Annotated in this window: 24 protein-coding genes; 3 read left to right on the top strand and 21 right to left on the bottom strand. The window is 62.9% G+C overall.

The window, feature by feature from the left end:
• Positions 1-9: 9 nt before the first annotated feature.
• From pnp to truB, 3 genes are read right to left on the bottom strand one after another with little or no spacing between them, the layout of a single operon-like run.
• Positions 10-2,142: a polyribonucleotide nucleotidyltransferase gene (gene pnp / locus AWH62_RS09665; protein ID WP_075190260.1), complete on the bottom strand. Its 2,133-nt coding sequence runs from the start codon at positions 2,140-2,142 to the stop codon at positions 10-12.
• A gap of 29 nt (positions 2,143-2,171) precedes the next feature.
• Positions 2,172-2,441 carry a 30S ribosomal protein S15 gene (gene rpsO / locus AWH62_RS09660; RefSeq protein WP_075190259.1) on the bottom strand — a complete coding sequence of 90 codons (270 nt, stop codon included), beginning with the start codon at positions 2,439-2,441 and terminating at the stop codon, positions 2,172-2,174.
• Between the two features lie 39 nt (positions 2,442-2,480).
• Positions 2,481-3,437, bottom strand: coding sequence for a tRNA pseudouridine(55) synthase TruB (gene truB, locus AWH62_RS09655; protein ID WP_075190258.1), 957 nt, complete (start codon positions 3,435-3,437; stop codon positions 2,481-2,483).
• Between the two features lie 143 nt (positions 3,438-3,580).
• On the opposite strand from truB, the gene AWH62_RS09650 reads away from it, so the two are divergent.
• Entirely contained in the window at positions 3,581-4,996 is a 1,416-nt protein-coding gene (locus AWH62_RS09650; protein WP_075190257.1) for a serine hydrolase, read from the top strand.
• Here the strand turns inward: AWH62_RS09650 and rbfA are convergent.
• Positions 4,993-5,418, bottom strand: coding sequence for a 30S ribosome-binding factor RbfA (rbfA, locus tag AWH62_RS09645; protein ID WP_075190256.1), 426 nt, complete (start codon positions 5,416-5,418; stop codon positions 4,993-4,995). The genes AWH62_RS09650 and rbfA overlap by 4 nt on opposite strands.
• 217 nt (positions 5,419-5,635) lie before the next feature.
• On the opposite strand from rbfA, the gene AWH62_RS09640 reads away from it, so the two are divergent.
• Both AWH62_RS09640 and AWH62_RS09635 read left to right on the top strand, forming a co-directional pair.
• Entirely contained in the window at positions 5,636-6,121 is a 486-nt protein-coding gene (locus AWH62_RS09640; RefSeq protein ID WP_158025604.1) for a nuclear transport factor 2 family protein, read from the top strand.
• Between the two features lie 152 nt (positions 6,122-6,273).
• Positions 6,274-6,786 (top strand): nuclear transport factor 2 family protein, encoded by a 513-nt coding sequence (locus tag AWH62_RS09635; protein WP_158025603.1) that lies wholly within the window; start codon positions 6,274-6,276, stop codon positions 6,784-6,786.
• Positions 6,787-6,886: 100 nt separating this feature from the next.
• On the opposite strand, the gene infB is transcribed toward AWH62_RS09635, so the two are convergent.
• The 17 genes from infB to AWH62_RS17250 form a co-directional block, all read right to left on the bottom strand.
• Positions 6,887-9,475: a translation initiation factor IF-2 gene (gene infB, locus AWH62_RS09630; RefSeq protein WP_075190253.1), complete on the bottom strand. Its 2,589-nt coding sequence runs from the start codon at positions 9,473-9,475 to the stop codon at positions 6,887-6,889.
• Positions 9,476-9,627: 152 nt separating this feature from the next.
• On the bottom strand, positions 9,628-10,236 hold the full coding sequence (locus AWH62_RS09625) for an RNA-binding protein (RefSeq protein WP_075190311.1): 609 nt from the start codon (positions 10,234-10,236) through the stop codon (positions 9,628-9,630).
• Positions 10,229-11,947 carry a transcription termination factor NusA gene (gene nusA / locus AWH62_RS09620; protein WP_075190252.1) on the bottom strand — a complete coding sequence of 573 codons (1,719 nt, stop codon included), beginning with the start codon at positions 11,945-11,947 and terminating at the stop codon, positions 10,229-10,231. Before nusA ends, AWH62_RS09625 begins: the two co-directional genes overlap by 8 nt.
• Positions 11,948-11,978: 31 nt before the next feature.
• Positions 11,979-12,515 (bottom strand): ribosome maturation factor RimP, encoded by a 537-nt coding sequence (gene rimP / locus AWH62_RS09615; RefSeq protein ID WP_075190251.1) that lies wholly within the window; start codon positions 12,513-12,515, stop codon positions 11,979-11,981.
• A 139-nt stretch (positions 12,516-12,654) separates the two neighbouring features.
• Positions 12,655-13,338, bottom strand: coding sequence for a tRNA (guanosine(46)-N7)-methyltransferase TrmB (gene trmB / locus AWH62_RS09610; protein ID WP_075190310.1), 684 nt, complete (start codon positions 13,336-13,338; stop codon positions 12,655-12,657).
• Positions 13,339-13,397: 59 nt separating this feature from the next.
• Positions 13,398-13,817, bottom strand: a complete 420-nt coding sequence (locus tag AWH62_RS09605) for a helix-turn-helix domain-containing protein (protein WP_075190250.1) — start codon at positions 13,815-13,817, stop codon at positions 13,398-13,400.
• An 86-nt stretch (positions 13,818-13,903) separates the two neighbouring features.
• Entirely contained in the window at positions 13,904-15,517 is a 1,614-nt protein-coding gene (gene lnt, locus AWH62_RS09600; RefSeq protein ID WP_075190249.1) for an apolipoprotein N-acyltransferase, read from the bottom strand.
• Positions 15,517-16,410, bottom strand: a complete 894-nt coding sequence (locus AWH62_RS09595; RefSeq protein ID WP_075190248.1) for a CBS domain-containing protein — start codon at positions 16,408-16,410, stop codon at positions 15,517-15,519. The genes lnt and AWH62_RS09595 overlap by 1 nt, the downstream gene beginning before the upstream one ends.
• A complete protein-coding gene (gene ybeY, locus AWH62_RS09590) occupies positions 16,407-16,889 on the bottom strand; it encodes an rRNA maturation RNase YbeY (protein WP_075190247.1) in 483 nt (160 codons plus the stop codon). The genes AWH62_RS09595 and ybeY overlap by 4 nt, the downstream gene beginning before the upstream one ends.
• Positions 16,886-17,920, bottom strand: a complete 1,035-nt coding sequence (locus AWH62_RS09585) for a PhoH family protein (RefSeq protein ID WP_121211361.1) — start codon at positions 17,918-17,920, stop codon at positions 16,886-16,888. The genes ybeY and AWH62_RS09585 overlap by 4 nt, the downstream gene beginning before the upstream one ends.
• Positions 17,917-19,287 carry a tRNA (N6-isopentenyl adenosine(37)-C2)-methylthiotransferase MiaB gene (gene miaB / locus AWH62_RS09580; RefSeq protein WP_075190246.1) on the bottom strand — a complete coding sequence of 457 codons (1,371 nt, stop codon included), beginning with the start codon at positions 19,285-19,287 and terminating at the stop codon, positions 17,917-17,919. Before miaB ends, AWH62_RS09585 begins: the two co-directional genes overlap by 4 nt.
• Positions 19,288-19,394: 107 nt before the next feature.
• On the bottom strand, positions 19,395-20,699 hold the full coding sequence (locus tag AWH62_RS09575; RefSeq protein ID WP_083635108.1) for a TCR/Tet family MFS transporter: 1,305 nt from the start codon (positions 20,697-20,699) through the stop codon (positions 19,395-19,397).
• Between the two features lie 35 nt (positions 20,700-20,734).
• Positions 20,735-21,154, bottom strand: a complete 420-nt coding sequence (locus tag AWH62_RS09570; RefSeq protein WP_075190308.1) for a Fur family transcriptional regulator — start codon at positions 21,152-21,154, stop codon at positions 20,735-20,737.
• A gap of 37 nt (positions 21,155-21,191) precedes the next feature.
• Positions 21,192-21,653, bottom strand: coding sequence for a GNAT family N-acetyltransferase (locus AWH62_RS09565; RefSeq protein WP_075190245.1), 462 nt, complete (start codon positions 21,651-21,653; stop codon positions 21,192-21,194).
• A complete protein-coding gene (tsaB, locus tag AWH62_RS09560; protein ID WP_083635107.1) occupies positions 21,650-22,300 on the bottom strand; it encodes a tRNA (adenosine(37)-N6)-threonylcarbamoyltransferase complex dimerization subunit type 1 TsaB in 651 nt (216 codons plus the stop codon). The genes AWH62_RS09565 and tsaB overlap by 4 nt, the downstream gene beginning before the upstream one ends.
• Before the next feature lie 976 nt (positions 22,301-23,276).
• Complete coding sequence (locus tag AWH62_RS16825; protein ID WP_143743001.1) at positions 23,277-23,732, bottom strand: hypothetical protein; 456 nt, start codon at positions 23,730-23,732, stop codon at positions 23,277-23,279.
• 62 nt (positions 23,733-23,794) lie between these two features.
• On the bottom strand, positions 23,795-24,358 hold the full coding sequence (locus AWH62_RS17250; RefSeq protein WP_075190243.1) for a NifU family protein: 564 nt from the start codon (positions 24,356-24,358) through the stop codon (positions 23,795-23,797).
• Positions 24,359-24,382 lie beyond the last annotated feature (24 nt).

The raw sequence follows: 24,382 nt of genomic DNA, 5'->3' as shown, positions 1-24,382 counted from the left end.
GCAGACAGCTTATTCAGCGTCTTCCGCTTCTTTCTTGATCTCTTCGCCGGTTTCCTGGTCGACGACTTTCATCGACAGGCGAACCTTGCCGCGATCGTCGAAGCCGAGGAGTTTGACGTAGACTTCCTGGCCTTCGGCGACCACATCGTTCGGGTGGTTCACGCGTTCAGCCTTGAGCTGCGACACGTGGACGAGACCGTCCTTGGGACCGAAGAAGTTCACGAAGGCGCCAAAGTCCATGACCTTGACGACCTTGCCCTTGTAGACCTTGCCTTCTTCCGGCTCGGCCGTGAGGCCGTGGATCCAGTCGAGGGCAGCCTTGATCGAAGCGCCGTCCGAGGACGAGACCTTGATCACGCCGTCATCATTGACGTCGACCTTGGCACCGGTCGTTTCCACGATCTCGCGGATCACCTTGCCGCCCGAACCGATCACGTCGCGGATCTTGTCGGTCGGAATGGTGATGGTTTCGATACGCGGAGCAAACTCGCCGAGCTCGGTGCGGGCTTCGCCCAGCGCCTTGCCCATCTCTTCAAGGATATGCAGACGACCGCCGCTGGCCTGGGCCAGGGCTGTCTTCATGATTTCCTCGTCGATGCCGGCGATCTTGATGTCCATCTGCAGCGAGGTGACGCCTTCGGTGGTACCCGCCACCTTGAAGTCCATATCGCCGAGATGATCCTCATCACCCAGGATGTCGGAGAGAACGGCAACGCCTTCCGGATCCTTGATCAGGCCCATGGCAATGCCAGAGACCGGACGGGTGATCGGCACGCCGGCATCCATCATGGACAGCGAGGCGCCGCAGACTGTGGCCATCGAGGACGAGCCGTTCGACTCGGTGATCTCGGAGACCAGGCGGATGGTGTAGGGGAAGTCTTCCTTGGTCGGGAGGACGGCCTTCACCGCACGCCAGGCCAGCTTGCCATGGCCGATTTCCCGACGACCCGGAGCGAGACGGAAAGACGTCTCACCGACCGAATAGGGCGGGAAGTTGTAGTGCAGCATGAAGCGTTCTTTGTAGGTCCCCGTCAGAGCGTCGATGAATTGCTCATCTTCGCCCGTGCCCAGGGTCGCAACGACCAGGGCCTGGGTTTCCCCGCGCGTGAACAGGGCCGAACCATGCGTCCGCGGCAGAATGCCGGCTTCGGACACGATCGAACGGACCTGGTCGAGGGAACGACCATCAATACGCTTGCCGGTCTTGATGATACCACCGCGAACGATGGAGCTCTCGACCGCTTTCATGACGTCCTTGAGGGTCGTCATGTCGATGCCGTCCGGACGCTCTTCCGTCTGGAGCAGGGCTTCGACAGCCTTGTCCTTCGCCGCACCGACTGCCTTGTAGCGCTCGGTCTTGTCGACGATGGTGTAGGCAGCGGCGAGATCGTCACCGATCAGCTCGCGAACCTTGGCTTCCTCGGCAGAGTGATCCGCCGGCTCGTAATCCCAAGGCTCTTTGGCCGCACGTTCGGCCAGCTTGATGATCATGTCGATCACCGGCTGGAAGGCCTTGTGACCCGCCATGACAGCGCCGAGCATGACGTCTTCGGACAGCTCCTTGGCTTCCGATTCCACCATCATGACCGCGTCCTGCGTACCGGCGACGACGAGATCGAGCTCGCTGTCATCCATTTCATCGCAAGGCGGGTTGATGATGTATTCGCCGTCCTTGTAACCGACACGGGCAGCGCCGATCGGACCCATGAAGGGCAGACCGGACAGGACCAGCGCCGCGGAGGCACCGATCATGCCGACAATGTCGGGATCGTTTTCAAGGTCGTGCGACAGGACCGTCAGCATCACCTGGACTTCATTCTTGAAGCCCTTGACGAACAGCGGACGGATCGGGCGGTCGATGAGGCGCGAGGTGAGCGTCTCCTTGTCCGTCGGACGGCCTTCACGCTTGAAGAAACCGCCGGGGATCTTGCCCGCCGCAAAGTATTTTTCCTGGTAATTGACCGTCAGCGGGAAGAAATCGACTCCCGGCTTGGCCTGTTTGACGCCGACGGCGGTGGCGAGAACTGTGGTCTCGCCATAAGACACCATGACGGCGCCGTCAGCTTGGCGGGCGACCCGCCCGGTTTCGATGGTGAGTGGGCGACCCGCCCACTCAATCGTTTCTTTCTGGATATCGAACATATCGTCTTTCGTACGGATGGCGTCGCGGATCAGCGGCGCAGACCCAGTTTCTCGATGATGGCCTGGTAACGGGCCACGTCCTTGTTCTTGACGTAGTCGAGAAGCCGGCGGCGCTGGGAGACCATCTTAAGAAGGCCGCGACGCGAGTGGTTGTCCTTCTTGTGGGTCTTGAAGTGCTCGGTAAGGTTGGCAATCCGGGTGGTCAGGATGGCCACTTGCACTTCCGGCGATCCCGTGTCGGCTTTGCCACGGGCATGTTCAGCGATCAGCGCGGATTTGCGCTCTTGCGTAATCGACATCGGGTTCTCCTAAACTCGTTATGTCGACTCCCTGAATTGTCAGGGAGTGAGGTTGAAAACACGCGAGGGCTGGAACTTTCCCGCCCTTGCGTCGCCGAGCGCCACTGCCACACCATCGCAAAGGGCCAAAGCGGTAAAAGTGCAGTCCTTGCCCGCGATTTCGCGGGGTCGGCGCTGCGCCTTCAGCTCTTGCGCTTGACGCGGGAGCAGGACGATCGAGCGTCCTAGCTTCAACTGGAAGGATTCCTCTTCGGTTATGGCCAGCGCCGGGATGTCGTCCAGCGCGGTCTGAACCGGGAGCAGAGCTTCCGAAGCGGCGCCCTTATGAGCCATTTCTTCCAGTTCGTCCAGCCTTGTGGATTCCGCTTCCGCGAATCCACCAACGCGAATCCGGCGCAGGGCGGCGACATGCCCTTCCGTGCCCAGGGCAAAGGCAATATCGCGCGCCAGGGAGCGTACGTAAGCGCCTTTGCCGCAATGCATTTCCAGCACCGCCATATCGCTGTCAGGACAGTCCAGAAGGCGCAGCGCCTCGATATGGACCTGGCGCGCCTGCAACTGCACGTCCTCGCCGCTGCGGGCCAGATCATAGGCACGCTCGCCATCGACCTTGATGGCCGAATAGGCGGGCGGCACCTGTTCGATATCACCGATGAAGGTGGGCAACACCGCCTCGATCGCCGCGCGATCGGGACGGACATCGCTGGTCGCGACAATTTCACCCTCACGGTCGAGCGTATCGGTGCGTTCGCCCCATTTAACGGTGAAGCGATAGGTCTTCGAGCCTTCCACCGCAAACGGCACGGTCTTGGTCGCTTCGCCCAGGGCGATCGGCAAAATGCCCGAGGCCAGCGGATCCAGCGTGCCGGCATGGCCGGCCTTCTTGGCATTGAACAGTCGCCGGACCACCGAAACGGCCTGGGTCGAGGTGATATCAAGTGGTTTGTCGAGGATCACCCAGCCATGGATGTCCTCGCCCTTGCGGCGTCGCGCCATATTGGCCTCCTTCAGGCGCCGGGGATCGGACCCGGATCGCGGGAGGGGCGGACCTAACGGAACAATGCCCGCAAGGCAAGGCCGGTGGCTTGCTGCGACCGTCGGAACACCGTAATCCTCACCCGTCCCCAAGGAGTTGCGCCATGATCCGGTTCGCCCTCACCAGCCTTCTCGTGATCGGCATCACCGTCGGCCTGCCGCGCGCCGATGGGCAGGCGCCGCGGGATGGCGACACCAGCCAGGCCGCGATCGCGCAACGGATCCATGACTGGGTGTCGCCGCTGGTTGAAACCCGCGATTTCTCCGGCGTCATCATGGTCCGGCGCGGTGACGGGGAACCGGTTGCCCTCACCTTTGGTTATGCCGACTGGGTCAGCGGCGCCCCGATGACGGCGCAAGCGCGTTTTCCCGCCGGCTCCGTCACCAAGAGCCTGACGGCCGCCATGGTCCGGCGATTGATCGACGAGGGCAGGATATCGGCCACCGGTGCGGTCAATGACTATATCCCCGAGCTGACCGGCTATGGCGCGGTGCGCATCAATGACATCCTGTCTCACACGGCGGGCCTGGCGCGCGACATTCCCGCCGGCGCTCTTGCCGATGCCCGCAGCGACACCCTCGTTTCCTGGTTGGCGCGGCAACCTGCACCCGGCGCCGGACCGCATGATTATGCCTATTCCAATCTCGGCTACGGCCTGCTCGCCGTGATCGTCGAGCGGGTGATGAATGCGCGCTATGAAACCCTGCTGGCGACTGAGTTCCTGATCCCGCTGGACATGCAGGACAGCCGCATCGCCCGGCGCGCGGCAGCGGCGGGTGCCCATGTGCCGCGCGGATATGCCGCCGGCCCGCTGCCGCTCGACCTGCGGGCGCCAATGACCGACAGCCCGGCACTTGGCGATGCCGGCCTGGTGGCGCCGATTGGCGATCTGCTGCGTCTCGCCGACGCCGTCCGGACACGCCGCATGGACCTGTTCGAGCCGGACGGCCGCATGGTCGGTGGCTGGCAGGTCGAGCAGGTCGACGGAGAGGCGATCTACACGATCCAGGGCTCGGTGCCGGGATACAGTGCCGGCATCTCCATCCTGCCCGGGCGAGATATCACAATCGCCTACGGAACGAATGTCGAATCCTATCCCAATTGGGAATTGCGCAACGCCCTTCACGCGCTCGCCCTCGACCGCCCCCTGGCGCCGCCGGCGGGCCGGCCGGCGACAGACCGGCTCACCGCCTCACATCTGGACGCTGCGGGGTCCTATGCCGGAAGCCCGTTCGGGCCGGTGGTGATCGAACCAACCGAAGGCGGTCTCGACCTCGTGCTGAGCGAGCGCGGTTGGCGCTTCTATCTCACGCCGACCGGTCCGGACGCGCTGAACTGGCGCCTGTTCAATGCCGATTTTGCCTATGAGCGTGATGAGGCGGGCCGGGTCGCGGCGATCGCGGTCAACCAGGCCGGTCTGACCGGGGCCGACAATCGCTGGCGACTTGAACGCACGGACTTGCCACCGCTGCCGGAACCTGATGCCGGCGACGTGGCCGAAGCGGGCGACGGTGATTAATCGTCCGGATCGCTGGCCCCGGCGTCCTCATCGTCAAGATCGCGGCGGACCTGCGGGCGATTGAGCAAATCGTCGACATGGCTGGCCGTGTCGAAGGAATTGTCCGGGTGGAAGTGCAGCTCCGGCGTGAACTTCATCTCGATTTCACGGCCCAAACGGCCGCGCAGGAAACCGGCGCAGCGGTTGAGGCCGGCAGCGAGCTTGGCTGAGTCGCCCCGGCCGAGCGGTGCGACATAGACTTTTGCGACACGCAAATCCGGGCTGGGGCGCACTTCGGTCACCGAAATCAATTGCCCTTCCAGATCCGGGTCACGCAATTCCTCTCGCGTGAGAATGCCGACGAGTGCATGACGAACGAGCTCGCCGGCGCGCAATTGGCGCTGGCTCGGGCCTTTGGGCGATTGGTTCTGACGGCGGGCCATGCATGTCTCCATCCCGGCGGAAGCGAGGCGCGGGGGTGTACGCCGCTTGACCGGTCGATGCAAGGGGGCGCCCCGACCCGGTTTCGTCCCTCGCCCCCCGGCGCTCATCACATTGGCCGGCCCCGGGACTTTACCGCTGCCGCCGGGGCAGGGCTACTCGCCGCCACGCACTGCCATCCGTGCAGCGATGAAACCCCGACCGAGTGCCGAGCTTGCCATGACCCGAATGACCCACGCCTGCCTTTTGGCGACCTGCCTGCTGACCGCCGCACCAAGCGCCGCGCAGTCGACCCCGGACGCGACGCCGCGCCGCATCGCCGAGGCTTGGCTGGACGCCTATGCCAGCCAGGACTTTGCCGCCATGTCGGCGTTGATGACCGAGGACACGCGGTTCATCGACCCGACCTCCTTCGACATTGATGCCGTGACCGAGCGGATCGAATGGCGCGGCCCCGCGGCGATCACGGCCGGCATTGCTGCCTGGGGCATGGATCATGGCGTCTACACGATAGACAGGACCTATGAGGCCTCCGGTCAGGTCGTGTTCAACGGCCATATGGACGTCGTTTACGGCACCGGCGACGACGCGCAGACCTTTCGCTATCCGATCACGACGATCATTGCGGTGGTCGATGGCCATGTCGCCGAGCATCGCGACTACACCGACTTCAACAATGCCGCGCCGGTGCAAGCCTCACACTGACTGACACAGGGGCGTCGCGAGCGCCCGTCCGAATGGTCTGCAGAGGGTGTGTGCCCCCTGTGCAGACCGGGCCGGCGCCTCAGGGACTCTCTGCCCGAGCCAAATCCCCGAGTCGCCGGCCTGACCCTTCACCCATCATGGAAGACAAGACGATGACACATTTCCTCTCCCTCGCTGGTTTCGCCACAGGCCTCACTCTCACCCTTGCCCCCGCGCTGTCGGCCCAGGACGATACCAATGCCGAAGCCGAAGCCATCGCCCGGACCTATATGGACCACTATTCCGCCGTCGACTGGGATGCGATGGAGGCCATGCTGGCGGCCGACATGGTCTTCAGTGACACCACCGCCCAGGGCGAGAGTTACGGGCCGGACGGCATTCAGGAGGACGGGCGCGACGCCATGATGGCGACGCTGCGCGAGTTCGGCGAGCGCTATCACCCGATCGAGCTCGGGTTTGAGTGGGATGATGTCTTCGCCTCGAACAGCCGCGTCGTCTTCATCGGCCATGTCAACGCGCTCTACCCGACACAATCAGAGGGCCAGGTCTTCCGCTGGCGCTCACGGCAGGTCAGCGTCATCACCGTTCGTGACGGGCAGGTCGTCGCGCATCAGGATTTCGCCAATTACGCGGCGCCGGAACAGGGATTGATCGCAGCCGACTGACAACTGATCCGGACCAAGGCCCGACAGCAAGAAAAAGGGCGGCCCCGTGGGGCCGCCCTGTCATGTTTCAAACCTGTCCTGGTCCGCTCGGGACCGGTGATCAGGCCTCGAGCTTGCGCGCGACTTCGATCACTTCGAAACACTCGATCTGATCGCCCTTGCGCAGGTCTTCATAGCGCTCGAAGGCCATGCCGCACTCGGTGCCCGCGCGCACATCCTGCACTTCATCCTTGAAGCGCTTGAGCGTCTTGAGCTTGCCTTCGTGCAGCACCGTATCGTCGCGCAGCAGGCGCACACCACAGCCGCGCCGGACCACGCCTTCGGTGACACGACAACCGGCGACCTTGCCGGTCTTGGTGATGTTGAAGACTTCCAGGATCTCGGCGTAACCGATGAAGTTCTCGCGCTTCTCCGGCGCCAGCATGCCTTCCATCGTGTTCCGCACATCGTCGATGACATCATAGATCACCGAGTAGTAGCGGATCTCCACGCCTTCACGTTCGGCCAGTTCGCGGGCCTGCTTGTTGGCACGGACATTGAACGCGAAGACCGGTGCACCGGATGACTTGGCGAGCAGGACATCGCTTTCATTCACACCGCCCGGAGCGGCACGAATGATCCGCGCGCGGACTTCGTCATTGCCGATACCTTCGAGCGACTGCTTGATCGCCTCGGCCGAGCCCTGAACATCCGACTTCACGAGAAGCGGCATTTCCTGGGTTTCGTCCTGTTTGAGACGCGCCATCATCTGCTCGAGCGAAGCACTGGCCGGCGATGAACCACCGGTCGCCTCACGGCCCTTGCGCTGACGGTAGTCGGCGATCTCGCGGGCGCGGGACTCGCCATCGACAACGGCGAAGACTTCACCCGGATCCGGCGCTCCATCGAGGCCGAGGATCTCGACCGGAACCGACGGTCCGGCTTCTTCGAGCTGTTGGCCGCGCTCATTGACCAGGGCGCGCACACGGCCCCATTGGGCGCCGGCGACGAGGATGTCACCGCGCTTGAGCGTGCCGCGACGGACCAGAAGCGTCGCCACCGGACCGCGGCCCTTATCGACCTGGCTTTCGATGACAATGCCTTCGGCGCTGCGCTCCGGATTGGCCTTCAGGTCGAGCAGTTCGGCCTGCAGGGCGATGGCCTCGGTCAGCTCGTCGAGACCCTCACGGGTCTTGGCCGAGACATTGACCGATTGCACGTCACCCGACATCGCCTCGACGACGATCTCGTGTTGCAGCAGGTCGGTGAGGACTTTCTGCGGATTGGCTTCGTGCTTGTCGCACTTGTTGACGGCCACGATGATCGGCGTGCCGGCAGCCTTGGCATGATGGATCGCCTCGATCGTCTGCGGCTTCACCGAGTCGTCTGCAGCCACCACCAAGATCACGATATCCGTCGCCATCGCGCCGCGCGACCGCATGGCCGAGAAGGCAGCGTGGCCGGGCGTGTCGAGGAAGGTGATCTTCTCACCGCCCTTGAGCTGGACCTGGTAGGCGCCGATATGCTGGGTGATGCCACCGGCTTCGCCCGATGCGATATCGGTCGCGCGGAGTGCGTCCAGCAGCGACGTCTTGCCGTGGTCGACATGACCCATGACCGCAATCACGGGCGCCCGCGGCAGCTTGGCCTCGTCGGCATCATCATCGGCGATGAAACCGTCTTCGACGTCAGCCTCGGACACACGCTTCACGATGTGGCCAAAATCCTCGACCACGAGCTCGGCGGTATCGGCATCGAGCACATCGTTCACGCGGACCATCTGGCCCTGCTTCATCAGGTATTTGATGACGTCGACAGACCGTTCCGCCATCCGGTTCGCCAGATCGGCCACCGTAATGGCTTCCGGCACGATGACTTCGCGTTCGATCTTGTCGCGTCCACCGGACGTGTCCTGACGGCGCTGCTTCTCGCGTTCACGGGCACGGCGCACCGAGGCGAGCGAGCGCTGACGCTCCTCATCGCCTTCCAGAATGTTCTGGATGGTCAGCTTGCCGCGGCGGCGATTATCGGTCTTGGCACGGGCCGGTTGCTGTTTGGCAGCCGGGCCGGGGCCGGCAGCCCCGCCCTTGCGCTTGACGCGACCGCCGAGGGCTTCCAGCGCGCTGGCCGGATCATCCATCGGGATGGCATCGGGCGTGGCCCGCTTTTCGTCCTTGGCCGGCGCCCGGCGGCGCGGATCTTCATCACGCTTGCGGGACCCGTCCTTGGCTGCGGTCGCAGCTTCGGCCTCGGCTTTCAGTCGCGCTTCGTCTTCAGCGGCCTTGCGCGCAGCCTCTTCGGCTTCGCGCTCTTCACGAACGGCGCGCTCGCGCTGTTCGGCCAGCTGGCGCTGCTCATTGGCAGCCCGCTGCGCCATGGCGGCGTCAGCCTCTTTCTTCTGAGCTTCGCGATCGGCGGCTTCGGCGCGGGCACGGGCAATGGCCCGTTGGCGCGCAACGAGTTCCTCTTCGGACAGGCCGAGCTGGCGTGCCTTGGCCGCCAGTGCGGACTCACCACTTTTGGCGCCCCCGCCCTGCTTGCCGCCGGGACCGCCATCCTTGGCCGGCGTTGCCACACGTTTGCGCTTCTTCTCCACGACGACCGCCTTGGAGCGACCGCGCGCAAAACTTTGCTGCACGGTACCGCCACCGGGGCGTTTCAGAGAGAGCGGCCGGCGGCCGGAGGAGTTGTTGTCGTCTGCGTCGCTCATACGAGCCTTCCAAATCGGCTTTCGTTCCGCGGGGCCTTCCGGTAGCCGAATGCCGGAAACCCGCACTGTTCAAACCACTGTCCGGCCTGAAGGCTCGCTAAACTAGCCAGCTCAAGGCCGATATCAACCGCTGTCGCGGCAATCTCCGCACGTCAGCCTTGCGGGACGAGCGGCCGGAAGCCCGAAAGCTTCCCCATCACAGTCGTAAATGCCCGCGCCTGCGAGCCTTTCGACATGCTGGCATGGACCACCGGACCGCGACCTGTCGCATCACCGATGGCTTCCGCCGTGAAACATCCCGCGACCGGGACATCACCCCAGGCCGCGAAGGCCAACCGATCCAGCTTGGACCGGCCATCCTCAGCCCCGTCCGACGCTTCGATGCGCCAAGCGGGTTTGGCGGCCTTGAGTGCCAGACGCACCGCGTCATAGCCAACCGCCAGGTCTCCGGACCGTCGCGCCAGACCGAGAAGGCTCAGCGCGCGCTCGACCAGCTGACCCTCAATGAGGCCCGGCAGGTCGTCCGGCATTTTTACCGGACACCCGAAGGCCCGGTTGAAGGCGGATTTCTTGACCGCCTTCTCAATCAACGTCCGCTCCGCACTGACCCAGGCACCACGACCGGGCAGTTTGGCAGCGAGATCAGGCACCAGCTGGTCGCCCGGCCCGAGGGCCATCCGGATGAGATCCGCTTCCTCACGGACCTCGCCGGTGGCAACGCAGCGTCGCTCCCTCGACTGGCTGGCCCGGGGGCTAGTCAGCCTTCGTCTCCTCGTCGCCTTCCGGCACCTCGGCGTCGAGGTCGAGACCAAGCGCCTCGGCTTCGGCTTCCAGGGCCGCCAGATCCATATTGGCCACGTCGAAGGCCTCTTCAGCCTCCTCGACCTCTTCTTCAACCACTTCCGGCTGCGGCAGGTCTTCCTCGGAGATCCAGCCAGCCGCAACGCGGGCCCGCATGATCATCATCTCGGCATCTTCGGAGGAGAGATTAAACTCTTCCAGGATGCCCGGCTCGCGAATTCGTTCGCCATTCTTGGTCTCGAACCAGCCACGCAGATCATCGGTCACCAGACCGGCAAGATCGTCGACCGTCTTGACGTCATTCTCACCAAGCTTGACAGCCATGGCGAGCTCGACACCCGGAACCTCAAGCACCGCGTCCTCGACACCGAGCTCCTTGCGCTTGGCGTCCTGTTCGGCAGCCAGGCGATCAAGATAATCGCGGGCACGCGCCTGGATTTCCTCGGCCGTGTCTTCGTCAAAGCCTTCGATGACGGCAATTTCGCCGAGATCGACATAGGCCAGATCCTCGACATCGGTGAAGCCTTCTGTCGCCAGAAGCTGGGCAATCACCTCGTCAACATCAAGGGCGGCGATGAAGAGTTGCGTCCGCTCAGCGAATTCCTTCTGGCGGCGCTCGGACTCTTCTTCCTCGGTCAGAATGTCGATCGACCAGCCGGTCAGCTGCGACGCAAGACGGACATTCTGGCCGCGGCGACCAATGGCGAGCGACAGCTGCTCGTCCGGCACCACGACTTCAATCCGCTGGTCTTCCTCGTCGAGGACGACCTTGGCGACTTCGGCCGGCTGAAGGGCGTTGACGATGAAGGTCGCCGGATCATCCGACCACGGGATGATGTCGATTTTCTCGCCAGCCAGCTCGGACACGACCGCCTGGACACGCGAACCACGCATGCCGACGCAGGCGCCGACCGGGTCGATGGAAGCGTCATTGGAGATGACAGCGATCTTGGCGCGCGAACCCGCATCACGGGCGACCGACGGGATTTCGATGATGCCTTCGTAAACTTCCGGCACTTCCTGCGCGAACAGGGCGGCCATGAAGTCCGGATGTGCGCGCGACAGGAAGATCTGCGGGCCGCGGACTTCTTCGCGAACATCATAGATATAGGCGCGGACCCGCTCATTGTTCTGCAGATTTTCGCGCGGGATACCGTCGGCGCGGCGGATAATGCCTTCGGCGCGACCGAGATCGATGATCACATTGCCGTATTCGACGCGCTTGACGATGCCGGAAATGATCTCGCCAACGCGATCCTTGTATTCCTCGAACTGGCGCTGGCGCTCGGCTTCACGGACTTTCTGCGTGATGACCTGCTTGGCGGTCTGCGAAGCGACGCGGCCAAATTCGATCGGCGGCAGCTCGTCGGAGAAGACGGTGCCGATCTCGGCGGTCTTGTCGATTTTCTTGGCGTCGGCGAGGTTGAGCTCCTGGCTGTCATTCTCGACCTCTTCCACAACCGTCATGTTGCGGGTCAGCGACAGCTCGCCCGTTTTCGGGTCGATCTTGGCGCGGATGTCGTTTTCGGCCCCATAGCGGGAGCGCGCGGCCTTCTGGATGGCTTCCTCGATGGCCTCGATCACGATCGATTCATCGATGGACTTTTCCGCCGCGACCGCACGGGCGATCTGCAGAAGTTCCAGACGGTTTGCACTGACACCAATGCTCATCGGGTGATCCCCGTTGCGTTGAAAAGCGACATTATTCGTCTCCTTCAGTCGTCGCGGCGCCACGGCCCCGCGCTTTCAAATCCGCCTCGATCAAGGCGTCTGTCAAAACCAGTTTGGCCTCAACGATCCAGTCGAACGGGATCATCGTGGTGTCGTCCTCGCCTTCCATGTCGAGCCCGACATTATCATCTTCAACCCCGGCCAGAATGCCGCGGAAGCGCTTGCGGCCCTCGGCGAGGCGATCGAGTTCGATCTTGGCCTCATTGCCTTCCCAGCGCGCAAAATGCGCCAGCGTGGTCAGCGGGCGATCAATCCCCGGCGAGGAGACTTCCAGGTCATATTCCCCGGCAATCGGATCCTCGACCTCGAACACGTCGGACAAGCCGCGTGACAAGCGGGCGCAATCCTCGACCTCGATACCGCTGCCATCGGCGCGGTCGGCCATGATCTGCAGGCGGGCACGCTTGCCCGACATGATGCGCACGCGCACGATCTCGAGCGCGAGCTCGGCAGCCACCGGCTCGGCGAGGGCGAGGATGCGGTCATCCTGAGGCGATTTTGTCTTCAAGGCGCGGGCCCCGGGGTCTGCAGAAACAAAAAGAGCGGCCGCCGTGGGCGACCGCTCGAATGTATCATCCGATACAATCGAACTTGTAAGAAGCCGCCTTGTACTCCGTACGGCGCGACTTGGCAAGACGGGCGCGCGGTCAGCGCCGCACGAAATCCATGAAGACCGGCGCGCAGTCGCCAAGGTTTTTGGTCTCGTAGCGGGTGGTGATGTGATCGTCAGGCGCGCGGGTCCAGTCTGCAGAGGTCCCGGCCTGCCAAACAAATCGTGCGTCGCCGGTCAGCTCGATCATGCAGTGATCGGCATAGGATTTGACGTCGGTCGCGATCCGCAGCCGCCCGCCGGGCTTGAGCAGGCGGGCGAACTGGTCGCGCGTCTCCGGCTGCACGAAGCGTCGCTTGGCATGCCGCTTCTTGTGCCATGGGTCCGGAAAGAGAAGGAAAATCCGGTCGAGACAGGCGCTCTCGAAACGCGGCAGGACTTCGCGGGCATCGGCCCGGGCCAGGCGGACATTGGTCAATTCCTGCGCGTCAAGGGCGGTCAGTGCCTTGGCGACCCCGTTCAGGAAGGGTTCGATGCCGATAAAACCGGTCTCCGGGTGGGCCGCCGCCTGGGCGGCCAGGTGCTCACCACCACCAAAGCCGATCTCGAGCGCCTGGGTCCGGCAATCCGGCATCAGAGCCGCCGGGTCGATCACCCCGTCTTCCGGCAGTCCGATGCGCGGCAGCAGATTGTCGACCAGGCCCTGTTGGCGCGCCGACAGGGGCTTTCCCTGGGCGCGTCCGAACAGGCGGAAGGCAGGCGTTTCAGGCGTCTCAGTCATCATGGGAGGCGGGTTTAGCGGGTTCCGGACGGGCTTGCACCGGGAAAGTCAGCGGCACATCACGTCTTGGCAGGATCGTCAGTCGCCAGCGTGCGCACCAGCTCCAGCACGCGCCGACGCACTTTCGCATCCGTGATGCGGGAAAAGGACTCCGCCAGCGACACCCCGTCCGAACTCTGGATGAAATCATAGACGATCGGCGTCTGGTCGCCGTCGGTCATGCCGGTCGCGCCGGACTGCTCCGCCAGACCATCGAAAAAGAACTGGACCGGCACTTCCAGCACGCTGGACAGCCGGTACAACCGGCTCGCACCGACCCGGTTGGCGCCGCGCTCATACTTCTGAACCTGTTGGAAGGTCACACCAAGTTCATCGCCCAGCTTTTCCTGGCTCATCTTGAGCAATTGCCGGCGTAGCCGGATGCGTGAGCCGACATGGATGTCGATCGGATTGGGGCCACGCGGATTTACCTTCGGCATTGAGTCACCTCGTTGGGATTGGGCCAAAGCGCAGATCAGACCGGTAATCTAGCACAACCAAAGGGATGCGTACCAATCAACTCATCTCACGGCTGCACATCATCGGCTGCGTGGACCTGCCGGAAACGCTGCCAGGACATGCCGAGCAGGACCAGGACGCAGAAGGCGAGGAAAGGCGTGTCGCCCCAAAAGGAATAGGGTGTGCGCTCAAGTCGGCCCGGCAGCGCGACATCGCGCACGCCTTCGCCGCTTGGCTCCATTGCGACACGCGCCCGGCCGAGCGCATCGACCACGCCGGACACGCCCAGCGCCGCCGATCGCACCATCGGAAGCCCGCTTTCAATACTGCGATAGCTGGCCTGGTTGAAATGCTGACGCGGACCCGCGGTCGGGCCGAACCAGGCATCGTTGGACAAATTGTAGAGCCAGTGCGCCCGCGTATCAGCCGAACGGACGAAGCCGGGAAAGATCGACTCGTAACAGATCAGCGGCAGCATGTCCGGCGCGCCGGGGATTTCCAGTACATTGGCCCCCGGCCCGGGGCTGAACTCATAGCGCGCAAGATCCTGTAACGCCTCGATTCCGGTCATCGCCATCAGCCCGGACAGCGGTGTGAATTCGCCAAACGGGGTCAGCCGCACCTTGTCGTAGAGCGCGGCAATGCGCGGTGTGCCCGACTGGTAGCGCAAGGCCGCCAGCGTGTTGTAATAGCCCAGCTCACCGCCGTCGGACGCGCGCCGGTTGACGCCCGCGAGCAAGACCTGCCCGCCATCCAGCACATCGCCGATCCGCGCCAGCGTCGCGCCGTCTTCCAGCATGAAGGTCGGCAGGGCGCCCTCCGGCCAGACGACATGGGTCACCGTTTCGATGCCGGGGCGGGCGGTCAGCGCGAGATAGCGGTCGCGGGTCAGTTCGGCACCGCCAGCAGCCCATTTCTGCGCCTGGGGAATGCCGGCCTGGACGAGACGGATCGACACGCCCGGCACATCGTCAGGCGCCGAGGCGGCGAGCCGGATGGCGCCGGTCGCCAGCACGATCATGGACAGGCCCAGCGCCGCGAAAGCCGGCAGGCTGCGCGCCAGTTCCAGCCGCGGTGCGATGGCCAGTACAGGCGCGGTGAGCACGAAAATCGTCAGCAGGCTGAGACCATAGACGCCGAACCAGGACGCCGTCTGGCTGACCAGTCCGCCGGCCGGCCAGACATAGGCGGGCAGGTTCCAGGGCAGGCCCCCGAGAAGATGGCCGCGCGCCCATTCGGCAAAGGCGAGGGCCGCCGCGAACACCAGAACCCGCCACACAGAGCGCGGCGCCAGCGCGCAATGGATCACCGCGCCGAGCCCCCAGAAAGCGGCCATCAGCGCCGCCAGTCCGATCAGCCCGACCGGCGCCAGGAATTCAACGCCATTGCCGCGGGTCAAGAAGGCATAGACGATCCACGCCATGCCGGCGATGAAATAGCCAAAACCGAACAGGAAACCGCGCAGGAAAGCGCTGCGCAGCGGTCGGTCGAAACGACGCGAGCCATCCAGTGCCGCGAACAGGACCCACAGCCCGATCATCAGGGCGGGCACGATGTGCAAGGGTGCGACCGCGAGTGCACTGAACAGGCCGGCCACGAAAAGCGCGATCCGCGGGCGCCATCCGGACCGCGTTGCCAGCCAGGTTCGCGGCCACCAGACCAGGAGGTGGAGCCGCCGCATCAGCCTGCGTCCGTGGCGTCCGTGGCCTCTGGCCCGGCCGGTTTGGGCCGCTTGTGCGGTGCCCGCACCCGCATGCGCTTGATCCGTCGCGTATCCGCTTCGATCACTTCAAACTCATAGCCGGTCGGGTGACGGATCACCTCGCCGCGCTCGGGGACCCGGCCGATCAGGGTGAAGACCAGACCGCCGAGACTGTCGACATCCTCGTCCTCGTCCTCGGCGGCGATCTCCTCGCCGACCACCGCTTCAAAGGCGTCGATCTCGGCCCGCGCCTCGACATCCCAGACACCGGGGCCACGCGAGCGGATGGCGGGCGTTTCCTCGTCGTCATGCTCATCTTCGATATCGCCGACGATCGGCTCGATCAGGTCTTCCAGCGTCACCAGCCCGTCCGTGCCGCCATATTCGTCGACCACAAGGGCCAAATGCATGCGTCGGCCCTGCATGCGGCGCAGAAGGTCGAGCGCCTTCATCGACGGCGGCGCGAACAATAATGGGCGGCCAATGGACGGCAGAACCTGTTTCTGGGCCCAGCCGGCCGGGCGCTTGCCCGACGAACCCGGCGCCAGATGGCTGACCACATCCTTGATGTGGACCACCCCCACAGGATCATCCAGCGTGTCGCGATAGATCGGCAGGCGCGAATGCGCGGCTTCGGCGAAGATCTTGGCCAGCTGCCCCAGCGGCGTCGACACGTCGACTCCGACGATATCAGCCCGCGGCACCATCACGTCAGCCACACGCAGCTTGTCCAGCGCATCGGCTTCGATGGAATTGTGAACCGGGCCCGACGCGATTGCGCTGCTACCGGAAACGGAAGATGACGCGCCACCGAACAGGCGCGCGAACCAGGATCGACTGTCAGGGTCAGAAGGGGCGGATATATCGGTCATTCAGCGTGCGGGTCGGAACCCGAATCCTCATTGGCATAGGGGTCGGCAACGCCCAATCGGGCAAGGGCGCGGCGCTCGATCATTTCCATGAGTTCGGCCTCGTCATCACCCTGGTGATCATAGCCCTGCAGATGCAGGAATCCATGGATGATCAGGTGGCGCAGATGATCGGCCGGGTCGATGGCGCGCGCTGCCGCTTCGCGGGCCACAACGCCGTGCGCCAGCGCGATATCGCCGAGATGATTGTCGGCATGCTCGCCGGAGGGAAATGACAGGACATTGGTCGGCCCGTCCTTGCCTCGGAACTGCACATTCATCGCCGCAATCGCCGCGTCACTGCCGAGCAGGACAGCGACCACACCCGGTGCGCGATCCGGCAATTCGGCACAGGCAGCACGGATCGCCTCCTCGGCGAGGCGTGTCTTGCCCTGCAGCGATGACCAGGCGTCATCTTCGACAATCAGATCAACGGCGTTCATCGCGGTTGCGCGGGGCCTGTCCGACCGCGCGCATCTTCCTCATAGGCTTCGACAATACGGGCCACGAGATCGTGGCGCACCACATCAACGCGCGAAAAGCGCGTAATGGCAACACCTTTGGTGTTGGCCAGGATATCCAGCGCATGCGGCAGGCCGGACGGATCACGTGGATTGAGGTCGCACTGGCTGGGGTCGCCGGTCACCGCCATGCGCGATCCTTCACCGAGGCGTGTCAGCACCATCTGCATCTGGGCTCGCGACGTGTTCTGGGCTTCATCAACGATCACAAAGGCCCGGTTGAGCGTGCGACCGCGCATGAAGGCGATCGGCGCGACCTCGATCCGGCCGTCCTCGCGCATTTTCTCCAGCTGGCTGCGTCCCAGCGTATCGGCCAGCGCGTCCCAGACCGGCAGCAGATAGGGATCAACCTTCTCATTGAGGTCACCGGGCAGGAAGCCGAGCTTTTCGCCCGCCTCGACCGCCGGCCGGGTGATGATCAACTTCTCGACCTTGCGCTGGATCAGCATCGAAGCGCCATAGGCCACGGCCAGCAAGGTCTTGCCGGTGCCGGCCGGACCGACGCCGAAGATCAGGTCATAGGCTTTTTCATTTTTCAGGGACCGCACATAGGCACGCTGGCCTTCGGTGCGGGCGATCAGGCTGGAACCGCGCGGCACGCGGATCACACCATCATCGACGAGACCCGGCGTCGCCTCGTCATCCTGCAGGCGCAGGGCGGCACGCACCGCCGCCTCGTCGCAGGTCAATCCGTGTTCGAGACTGCCATAGAGGCGCTTGAGCACCCGCTTGGCCTCGTCGCGCGCGCTATTGTCCTCGGCCGTGATCACCACTTGCCCGCGACCGGGCGCGCTGATCGAAACGCTCAGATCCTGCTCGATGAGCATGAAAAAGCGGTCACCGGCACCGGCCATGCCGCGCAGGCGTTCAACATCCTCGAAATAAAGGCTTTCCGAGGCCGCTTTGCGGGGTTTGGCGGCTCGCTTGCGAGCCGGGGGACGCGATGCGGTCACGCGGCACTCCGTTTGGTCCCGACCAGGCGCCCGGACAGGGCGTTGCGGGAGGCGGTTTCAATCGCGACCTCGGCGATCTGGCCGATCAGCTCGGCGGGACCGTCGACATGCACGGATTGCAGATAGGGGCTGCGGCCATGCAACTGGCCGTCGAGCCGGCCGGGCTTTTCAAACAATACCGGCAATGTCCGGCCGATCATGCTTTCATTGAAGGCAACCTGCTGGCTGTCGAGCAAGGCCTGAAGCGCAGCGAGGCGCTGCGATTTCACGCCCTCATCAATCTGGTTGAACATCGCCGCACCCGGCGTTCCGGGGCGCTTGGAATATTTGAACGAGAAGCAGGAGGCGTAATTGACCTGGCGCACCAGCTCCATCGTCGCCTCGAAATCCGCATCTGTTTCACCCGGGAAGCCGACAATCATGTCACCGGAAATCGCGATATCCGGGCGCACTTCGCGCAGGCGGGCGATCGTGGCGAGATAGTCGGCCGCCACATGCTGACGGTTCATCGCCTTGAGAATCTTGTCCGATCCCGACTGCACCGGCAGGTGGAAATAGGGCATCAGCTTGGGCGTATCGGCGAAGGCCTGGATCAGGTCCTCATCCATGTCGCGCGGATGCGAGGTGGTGAAACGGATACGCTCGATCCCGCCGATCAGCGCGACATGGCGCACCAGCTGGCCGAGGCCCCAAGCGCCGTCGGCCTCGCGACCGCTTGGCGGGGCACCGTGAAACGCGTTGACGTTCTGGCCCAGCAGCGTGACTTCACGAATGCCCTTGGCAGCAAGGGCGCGGATTTCGGCGATGATCTGATCCACCGGGCGCGACCATTCCGCGCCGCGCGTATAGGGCACGACACAGAAGGTGCAGAATTTGTCGCAACCTTCCTGCACCGTCACAAAGGCCGAATAACCCTCGACCTGGCGGTCGCTGCCCAGCTTGTCGAACTTGTCCTCGACCTCGAACTCGGTATCCAGCGCCTCGCCCTTGGCACGGTGGGCCTGGGCAATCAGCTCGGGAAGCTTGTGATAGGTCTGCGGGCCAACGACCAGGTCGACAACCGGAGCGCGGCGCATGATCTCGGCGCCTTCGGCCTGGGCGACACAGCCGGCGACGGCAATTGTCATCCCGCCCGAGGCGGCCTTCTCGTCCTTCAGCGGACGCAGGCGGCCCAGCTCGGAATAGACTTTCTCGGCCGCCTTCTCGCGGATATGGCAGGTATTGAGGATGACAAGGTCGGCCCCATCCGGCGTGTCCGACGACTCATAACCAAGCGGCGTCAGAACGTCCTTCATCCGTTCGGAATCATAGACATTCATCTGACAGCCATAGGTCTTGATGAAGAGGCGTTTGCGCGTCGTACTCATGAATTCTGCCAGTTTGCCACACACAGTCCACACTGTCCCTATCGACCAGCGGGTCGCGGGAAGGCGCGGGTTATGCTTGAAATCCCCTTGCCCCGCAAGGGGTGCGCCTAATCAGCCGGTGGCATCGGGCCGGAACCGACGGGTGCGTTCGCGGCCGGACCGACCGCCGGGACCACCGCTGCAGCGTCCGGCTTGGGATCGTGCTTGCGGGCCCGCAGCCCGACCAGCAATGCCAGGAATGTCAGGACCGCGGCGAGATAGAAGGGTGCGCCGGGCAGGTAGACCGGCGCGGTGTCGCCGGAGAAATACTTGAACGCCCGCGACATCAAAAGCGGCCCGACCACCATGGACAGGCTCTGCAGGCTGGTCATCGCGCCTTGCAGTTCGCCCTGCGCATTGGCCGGCACCTGGCGCGACATCACCCCTTGCAGGGCCGGCTGTCCGATACCGCCGATCGCCGCGACGCAGATCACCACATAGACCATCCAGCCCTCGGTCACGAGGCCATAGGCCGTATAGGCAGCAACCGCGATGCTGAGCGAAATGATGATGGCGCGCCACTCGCCGAGCTTAGGAACAAGAATCCGCGTCAGCCCGCCCTGGACGATGGCGGCGGTCAGTCCGACCACCATCAGTGACAGGCCGACATCGGCTTCGCTCCAGCCGAATTTGAAGGTCGAATAATAGGACCAGATTGCCGGATAGACGGCGTGTCCGAACAACATCAGGAAAACCGCGCCCATCAAGACCAGGGCAACCGGATAGTGGCGCATCTGGTAGATCGACCCGAACGGGTTGGCCCGGCGCCAGTCAAAGCCGCGCCGGTTCTCCGGTTTGAGTGTCTCCGGCAGCACCAGCAATCCATAGACCAGGTTCAACCCGGCCAAGGCTGCGGCGGCGAAGAACGGCGCGCGCGGACCAAACCATTCGCCAAGAAAACCGCCGATCGCCGGCCCGACAATGAAGCCGATCCCGAACGCCGCGCCAATCATGCCGAAACGGCCAGCACGCTGTTCCGGCGGCGTGATGTCGGCGATAAACGCATTGGCGGTCGAATAGCTGGCCCCGAAAATGCCGGCCAGAACCCGTCCGGCCAACAACAGCCAGAAGACTGGCGCAAAGCCCATGATCAGATAGTCAATTGTAAAGCCGGCCAGCGCGGCCAGCAGTACCGGCTTGCGGCCAAAACGGTCTGACAGCCCGCCGACAATCGGGGCGAAGAAAAACTGCATGCCAGCATAGCTGGCCATCAGCCAGCCACCCATCACCGCAGATTCATTGGCATCCAGACCGGTAAGCTCGTGCAGAAGCGACGGCATGACCGGGATGATCAAACCAAAGCCGATCATGTCGATCAGCACGGTCACGAAAATGAAAATGATCGCGTGTTTGCCGGGCGTGCGCGCGGACATGGCCTCTCCTCGAAACCCGACGATGGGTGGCGCGCTTAGTCCTCGGCGCTCTTGAGGGGAACGCCGTAGAGTTCGAGCCGGTGATCGACAAGCTTGTAGCCCAGCTTGCGGGCAATCGCCTCTTGCAGGCGCTCGATCTCTTCATTGACGAATTCGATGACTTCACCGGATTTCAGGTCGATGAGGTGATCATGGTGTTCATCGCCGACCTCTTCGTAACGGGACCGTCCGTCGCGAAAATCATGGCGCTCGATGATGCCGGCCTCCTCGAACAGGCGGACCGTCCGGTAGACCGTTGCCAGCGAGATGCGCGGATCCTCGTCGGACGCGCGACGGTGCAATTCTTCGGCATCGGGATGGTCGTCTGACTGCGACAACACGCGGGCAATGACCCGGCGCTGATCCGTCATACGCAGGCCCTTGGCAATGCAAAGTTTCTCGATCCGGTCCGGCATGATCATTCCCCTATCGGTCCTGTCGAGAAATAGGCGCTCACGGGGCGGTCTGTCCATCTTTGCGCAGCCATTTTTCAAGGACGAGCGCATCGCTGCCATCGCGGTAATAGGCGGGGCGGCGGGCAATTTCAGTGTATCCGACTGCCAGGTACAGGGCTTGCGCGCCCGGATTACCGGTGGAAACCTCCAGAAATATCCGCGTAATACCCGTGTCGGACAGACGATCTTCGCCCGCCGCCAGAACCCGTTCTGCCAGGCCTCGGCGCCGATGATCAGGATCTGTCGCGAGAGTCAGCAATTCGGCTTCGTCAGCGGCGCTGCGAAACAGGGCCATGGCGATGAAGCCGGTGCCCTTGCTGCTGGCCAGCGCCATGCATCCGGGCAGGTTGAGCAGGGAGGCGATCTCCGCCGCAGACCAGCCGGCGGCAAAACAGCGGGCGTGCAGATCCGCCAGACGCGCTGCGCTCGACGCTTGGACGGTTTCGACCTTGTCGCTCACGCCGGCAACACGCCGCCCGGCAGTTTGGCATCAGGCGGTCTGGCGTAAAACGGGGTGGGCGGGTGTCCGGACGGATCCAGCTCACCCGTCATCGCCAGCAGCACGGCCGGGTCGAGCGTCGTGATGCCGAGATCGGAAAAGCCGTCCGGCAATCGCGCAGCGCCCGAACCCGTGACCTTGCAGCCGGATCCGGCAAGGGCCTCGATGCGGGCCGGCAGATCCGCGACGGGACAACGCTCGGGCGGCCCCGCCTCGCCCTGCGTCCAGAGTTGAAGGATCACCTCGCCGCGCTTGGCATCATGCAAGACTGCGAGTGCCGGTTGCGGGCCGGCTTGCCGTGCCAGGACCGCGAGATTGGGGATGCCGATGCAGCGTGCGCCGCAGGCCAGCGCCAGACCGCGCGCGAATGCCACCCCGACACGTGTGCCCGCGAAACTGCCCGGACCGATCGTCACGCCGATCCGCGCGATCTCGGTCGGTGCCGCCCCGGTATCGGCAAATATCTGCTGGACCATCGGCGCCAGACGCTCGGCATGACCGCGCCCGATCGGGTCGCTCAAAACATGGGAGGCACCGCCACCCAGGCGCAGGGCGACGGTGCAATTCTCACCGGTCGTATCGATTGCCAGCCACATCATGGCAGTCATTTAGAGGATATTCGCCGCCAGGTCGAAGCCCCCGTGTGGTTGTCAGGCGGTTAAATTAGCCTGCCTCAGTTTGCGATCAGAACTTTGATCTTTGCGAAGCACTTCGGAAGGACCAACAAGACCGGCATTCAAACGCACGAACCGAATCATTTAGGCGCACGCGCACATTTGATTCACGACACCTTGAATGCGCACACGTTTGATTCAGAAATTCGACTTTATAGAATCATTTCTTCCACTATTTGCATTTGTCAGCACAAACGACCAAAGTTTTGCCGAACAATGGAGATAGATTGTGAAGCCACAACTCGCATCTGATCCGTCGGGGCAGCCTATTGAAAACGAACTCGATATGCTCCTGCAGTCCATTCCCCACCAGTCTGCCGACACCCCCATCGCACGGGCCCTAGAGACACTGGCCGAACACTGCAGTGAGGGGGTTCAATTGGGGAAATCTAAAGAGCAAATCTTAAAAGAGTTAAGAGAAAAATTATCGCGGATATAATTAGGAGCATCAACCCGACGAATAAAAAAATGGAAATTGTATAGCGAGCACCAGCGTTGCTTCGATTCTGCAAATTCCATTCAGCTCTAGCAGGTAGTATCCAGTCCGAGAATTCTTCACCGCCTATGTCTTCATTGTTTAGCAAATCATAGTCTATTCGCTTCGCTGACAAAAATTCTTGCCTGTTTTTATGATGAACAATTTTAGATGGACAAAATGTATTGAAGACAACTAAGGCAAGAAAAAATAGTAGTGACCCGAGTATGTATAGCCCCAACCCCGCAACAAACGACAATAGGGGAATTTCCGACAGAGTTTCGCTGCTGCCATTCGCCCCAATTGCCAGTATCGACACAGGGGCAGCCATAACCGCCCCCATAGCAAATGTTACAGGTAGCGTTTGAGAATCTTGAAGAAATGCCCTCAGTCTCGTCCAAAGAACAAACGGTGACTTAAAAGAGCCGCGTCCGGTCACGCAGCAAGAACCCGCCAAATATCTTCGATCTTGTATGAAACGATGGTCCGAATGCCGGTCACTTTTGATCGCACCCAACGATCTTTCACGTCAGGACCTTCATGATCCGCCACCACCCGCACGAGTTCTCGAATTAGAGAGTCAGTTAGGTCGTCGGGCATCGCTGGAGATCCCCGCGCAATCCGACGGTTATACAAGTGACCCGCCCGATTGTGCTTTGTGAACAATACCAACACGATAAACGGGTTGATGTGCTCGGAAATGGCCGACGCAATAATTTCTGTCGCCTCAGCTGAGGAAGCACGGCTAATTTGACCACGAACAACGCATTTTCTTACACAGTATTCTGCCAATCTCGCATCAAAATTGATGTTTTCCTTTGCGGCTTCAACAAAAGAAGCGAACTGAGCATCCGGCTCATTTTCGGTCAAAATCGGATCTTTACCAAGCATTGGCTCACCCCAACGATCTAACGCCTCCGCAAAGTCACCCTAGGTGGCAGCGAGAGTCAATGCTATTCCACCGCCTCGACGGCCTGGATTTCCGGAATGTAGTGCTTGAGCAAATTCTCGATGCCGGATTTCAGCGTCATTGTGGATGACGGACAACCGGAACACGCCCCGCGCATCTTCAAGCGCACAATGCCGCCGTCGGAAATATAGGAATGGAAGAGGATGTCGCCGCCATCCTGGGCGACCGCCGGGCGGACCCGAGTGTCGATCAGCTCGATGATTTCCTTGACCAGGCTCTCATCCTCGCCGGCATAGGCCGCATGGCCGCTCTCGGTGACGGCGTCGCCAAGCAGGGGACGCCCCGATTGCAGCCCGTCCATGATCGCGCCGAGCAGGAAGGGTTTGATATGATCCCACTCATAGGCGTCGGTCTTGGTGATGGCGATGAAATCCTCACCGAAAAACACGCCCGACACGCCATCGACCAGAAAGAGGTCAGCCGCGAGCGGCGCATCAGCGGCATCCTCTTCGCTTTCAAACTCGCGCGGGCCGTCCGGCGCGATTTCGCGGCCGGGCAGGAATTTCAGCGTGTTCGGATTCGGCGTGGCTTCGGTCTGGATGAACATGGCAGGGCCTCCTGACGCTCACTT

The sequence above is a fragment of the Maricaulis sp. W15 genome (assembly GCF_001924955.1).
Lineage (GTDB): Bacteria > Pseudomonadota > Alphaproteobacteria > Caulobacterales > Maricaulaceae > Maricaulis > Maricaulis maris.
The sequence above is the reverse complement of the archived record's forward strand: the minus strand, read 5'-3'. Positions and strand labels throughout refer to the sequence as shown.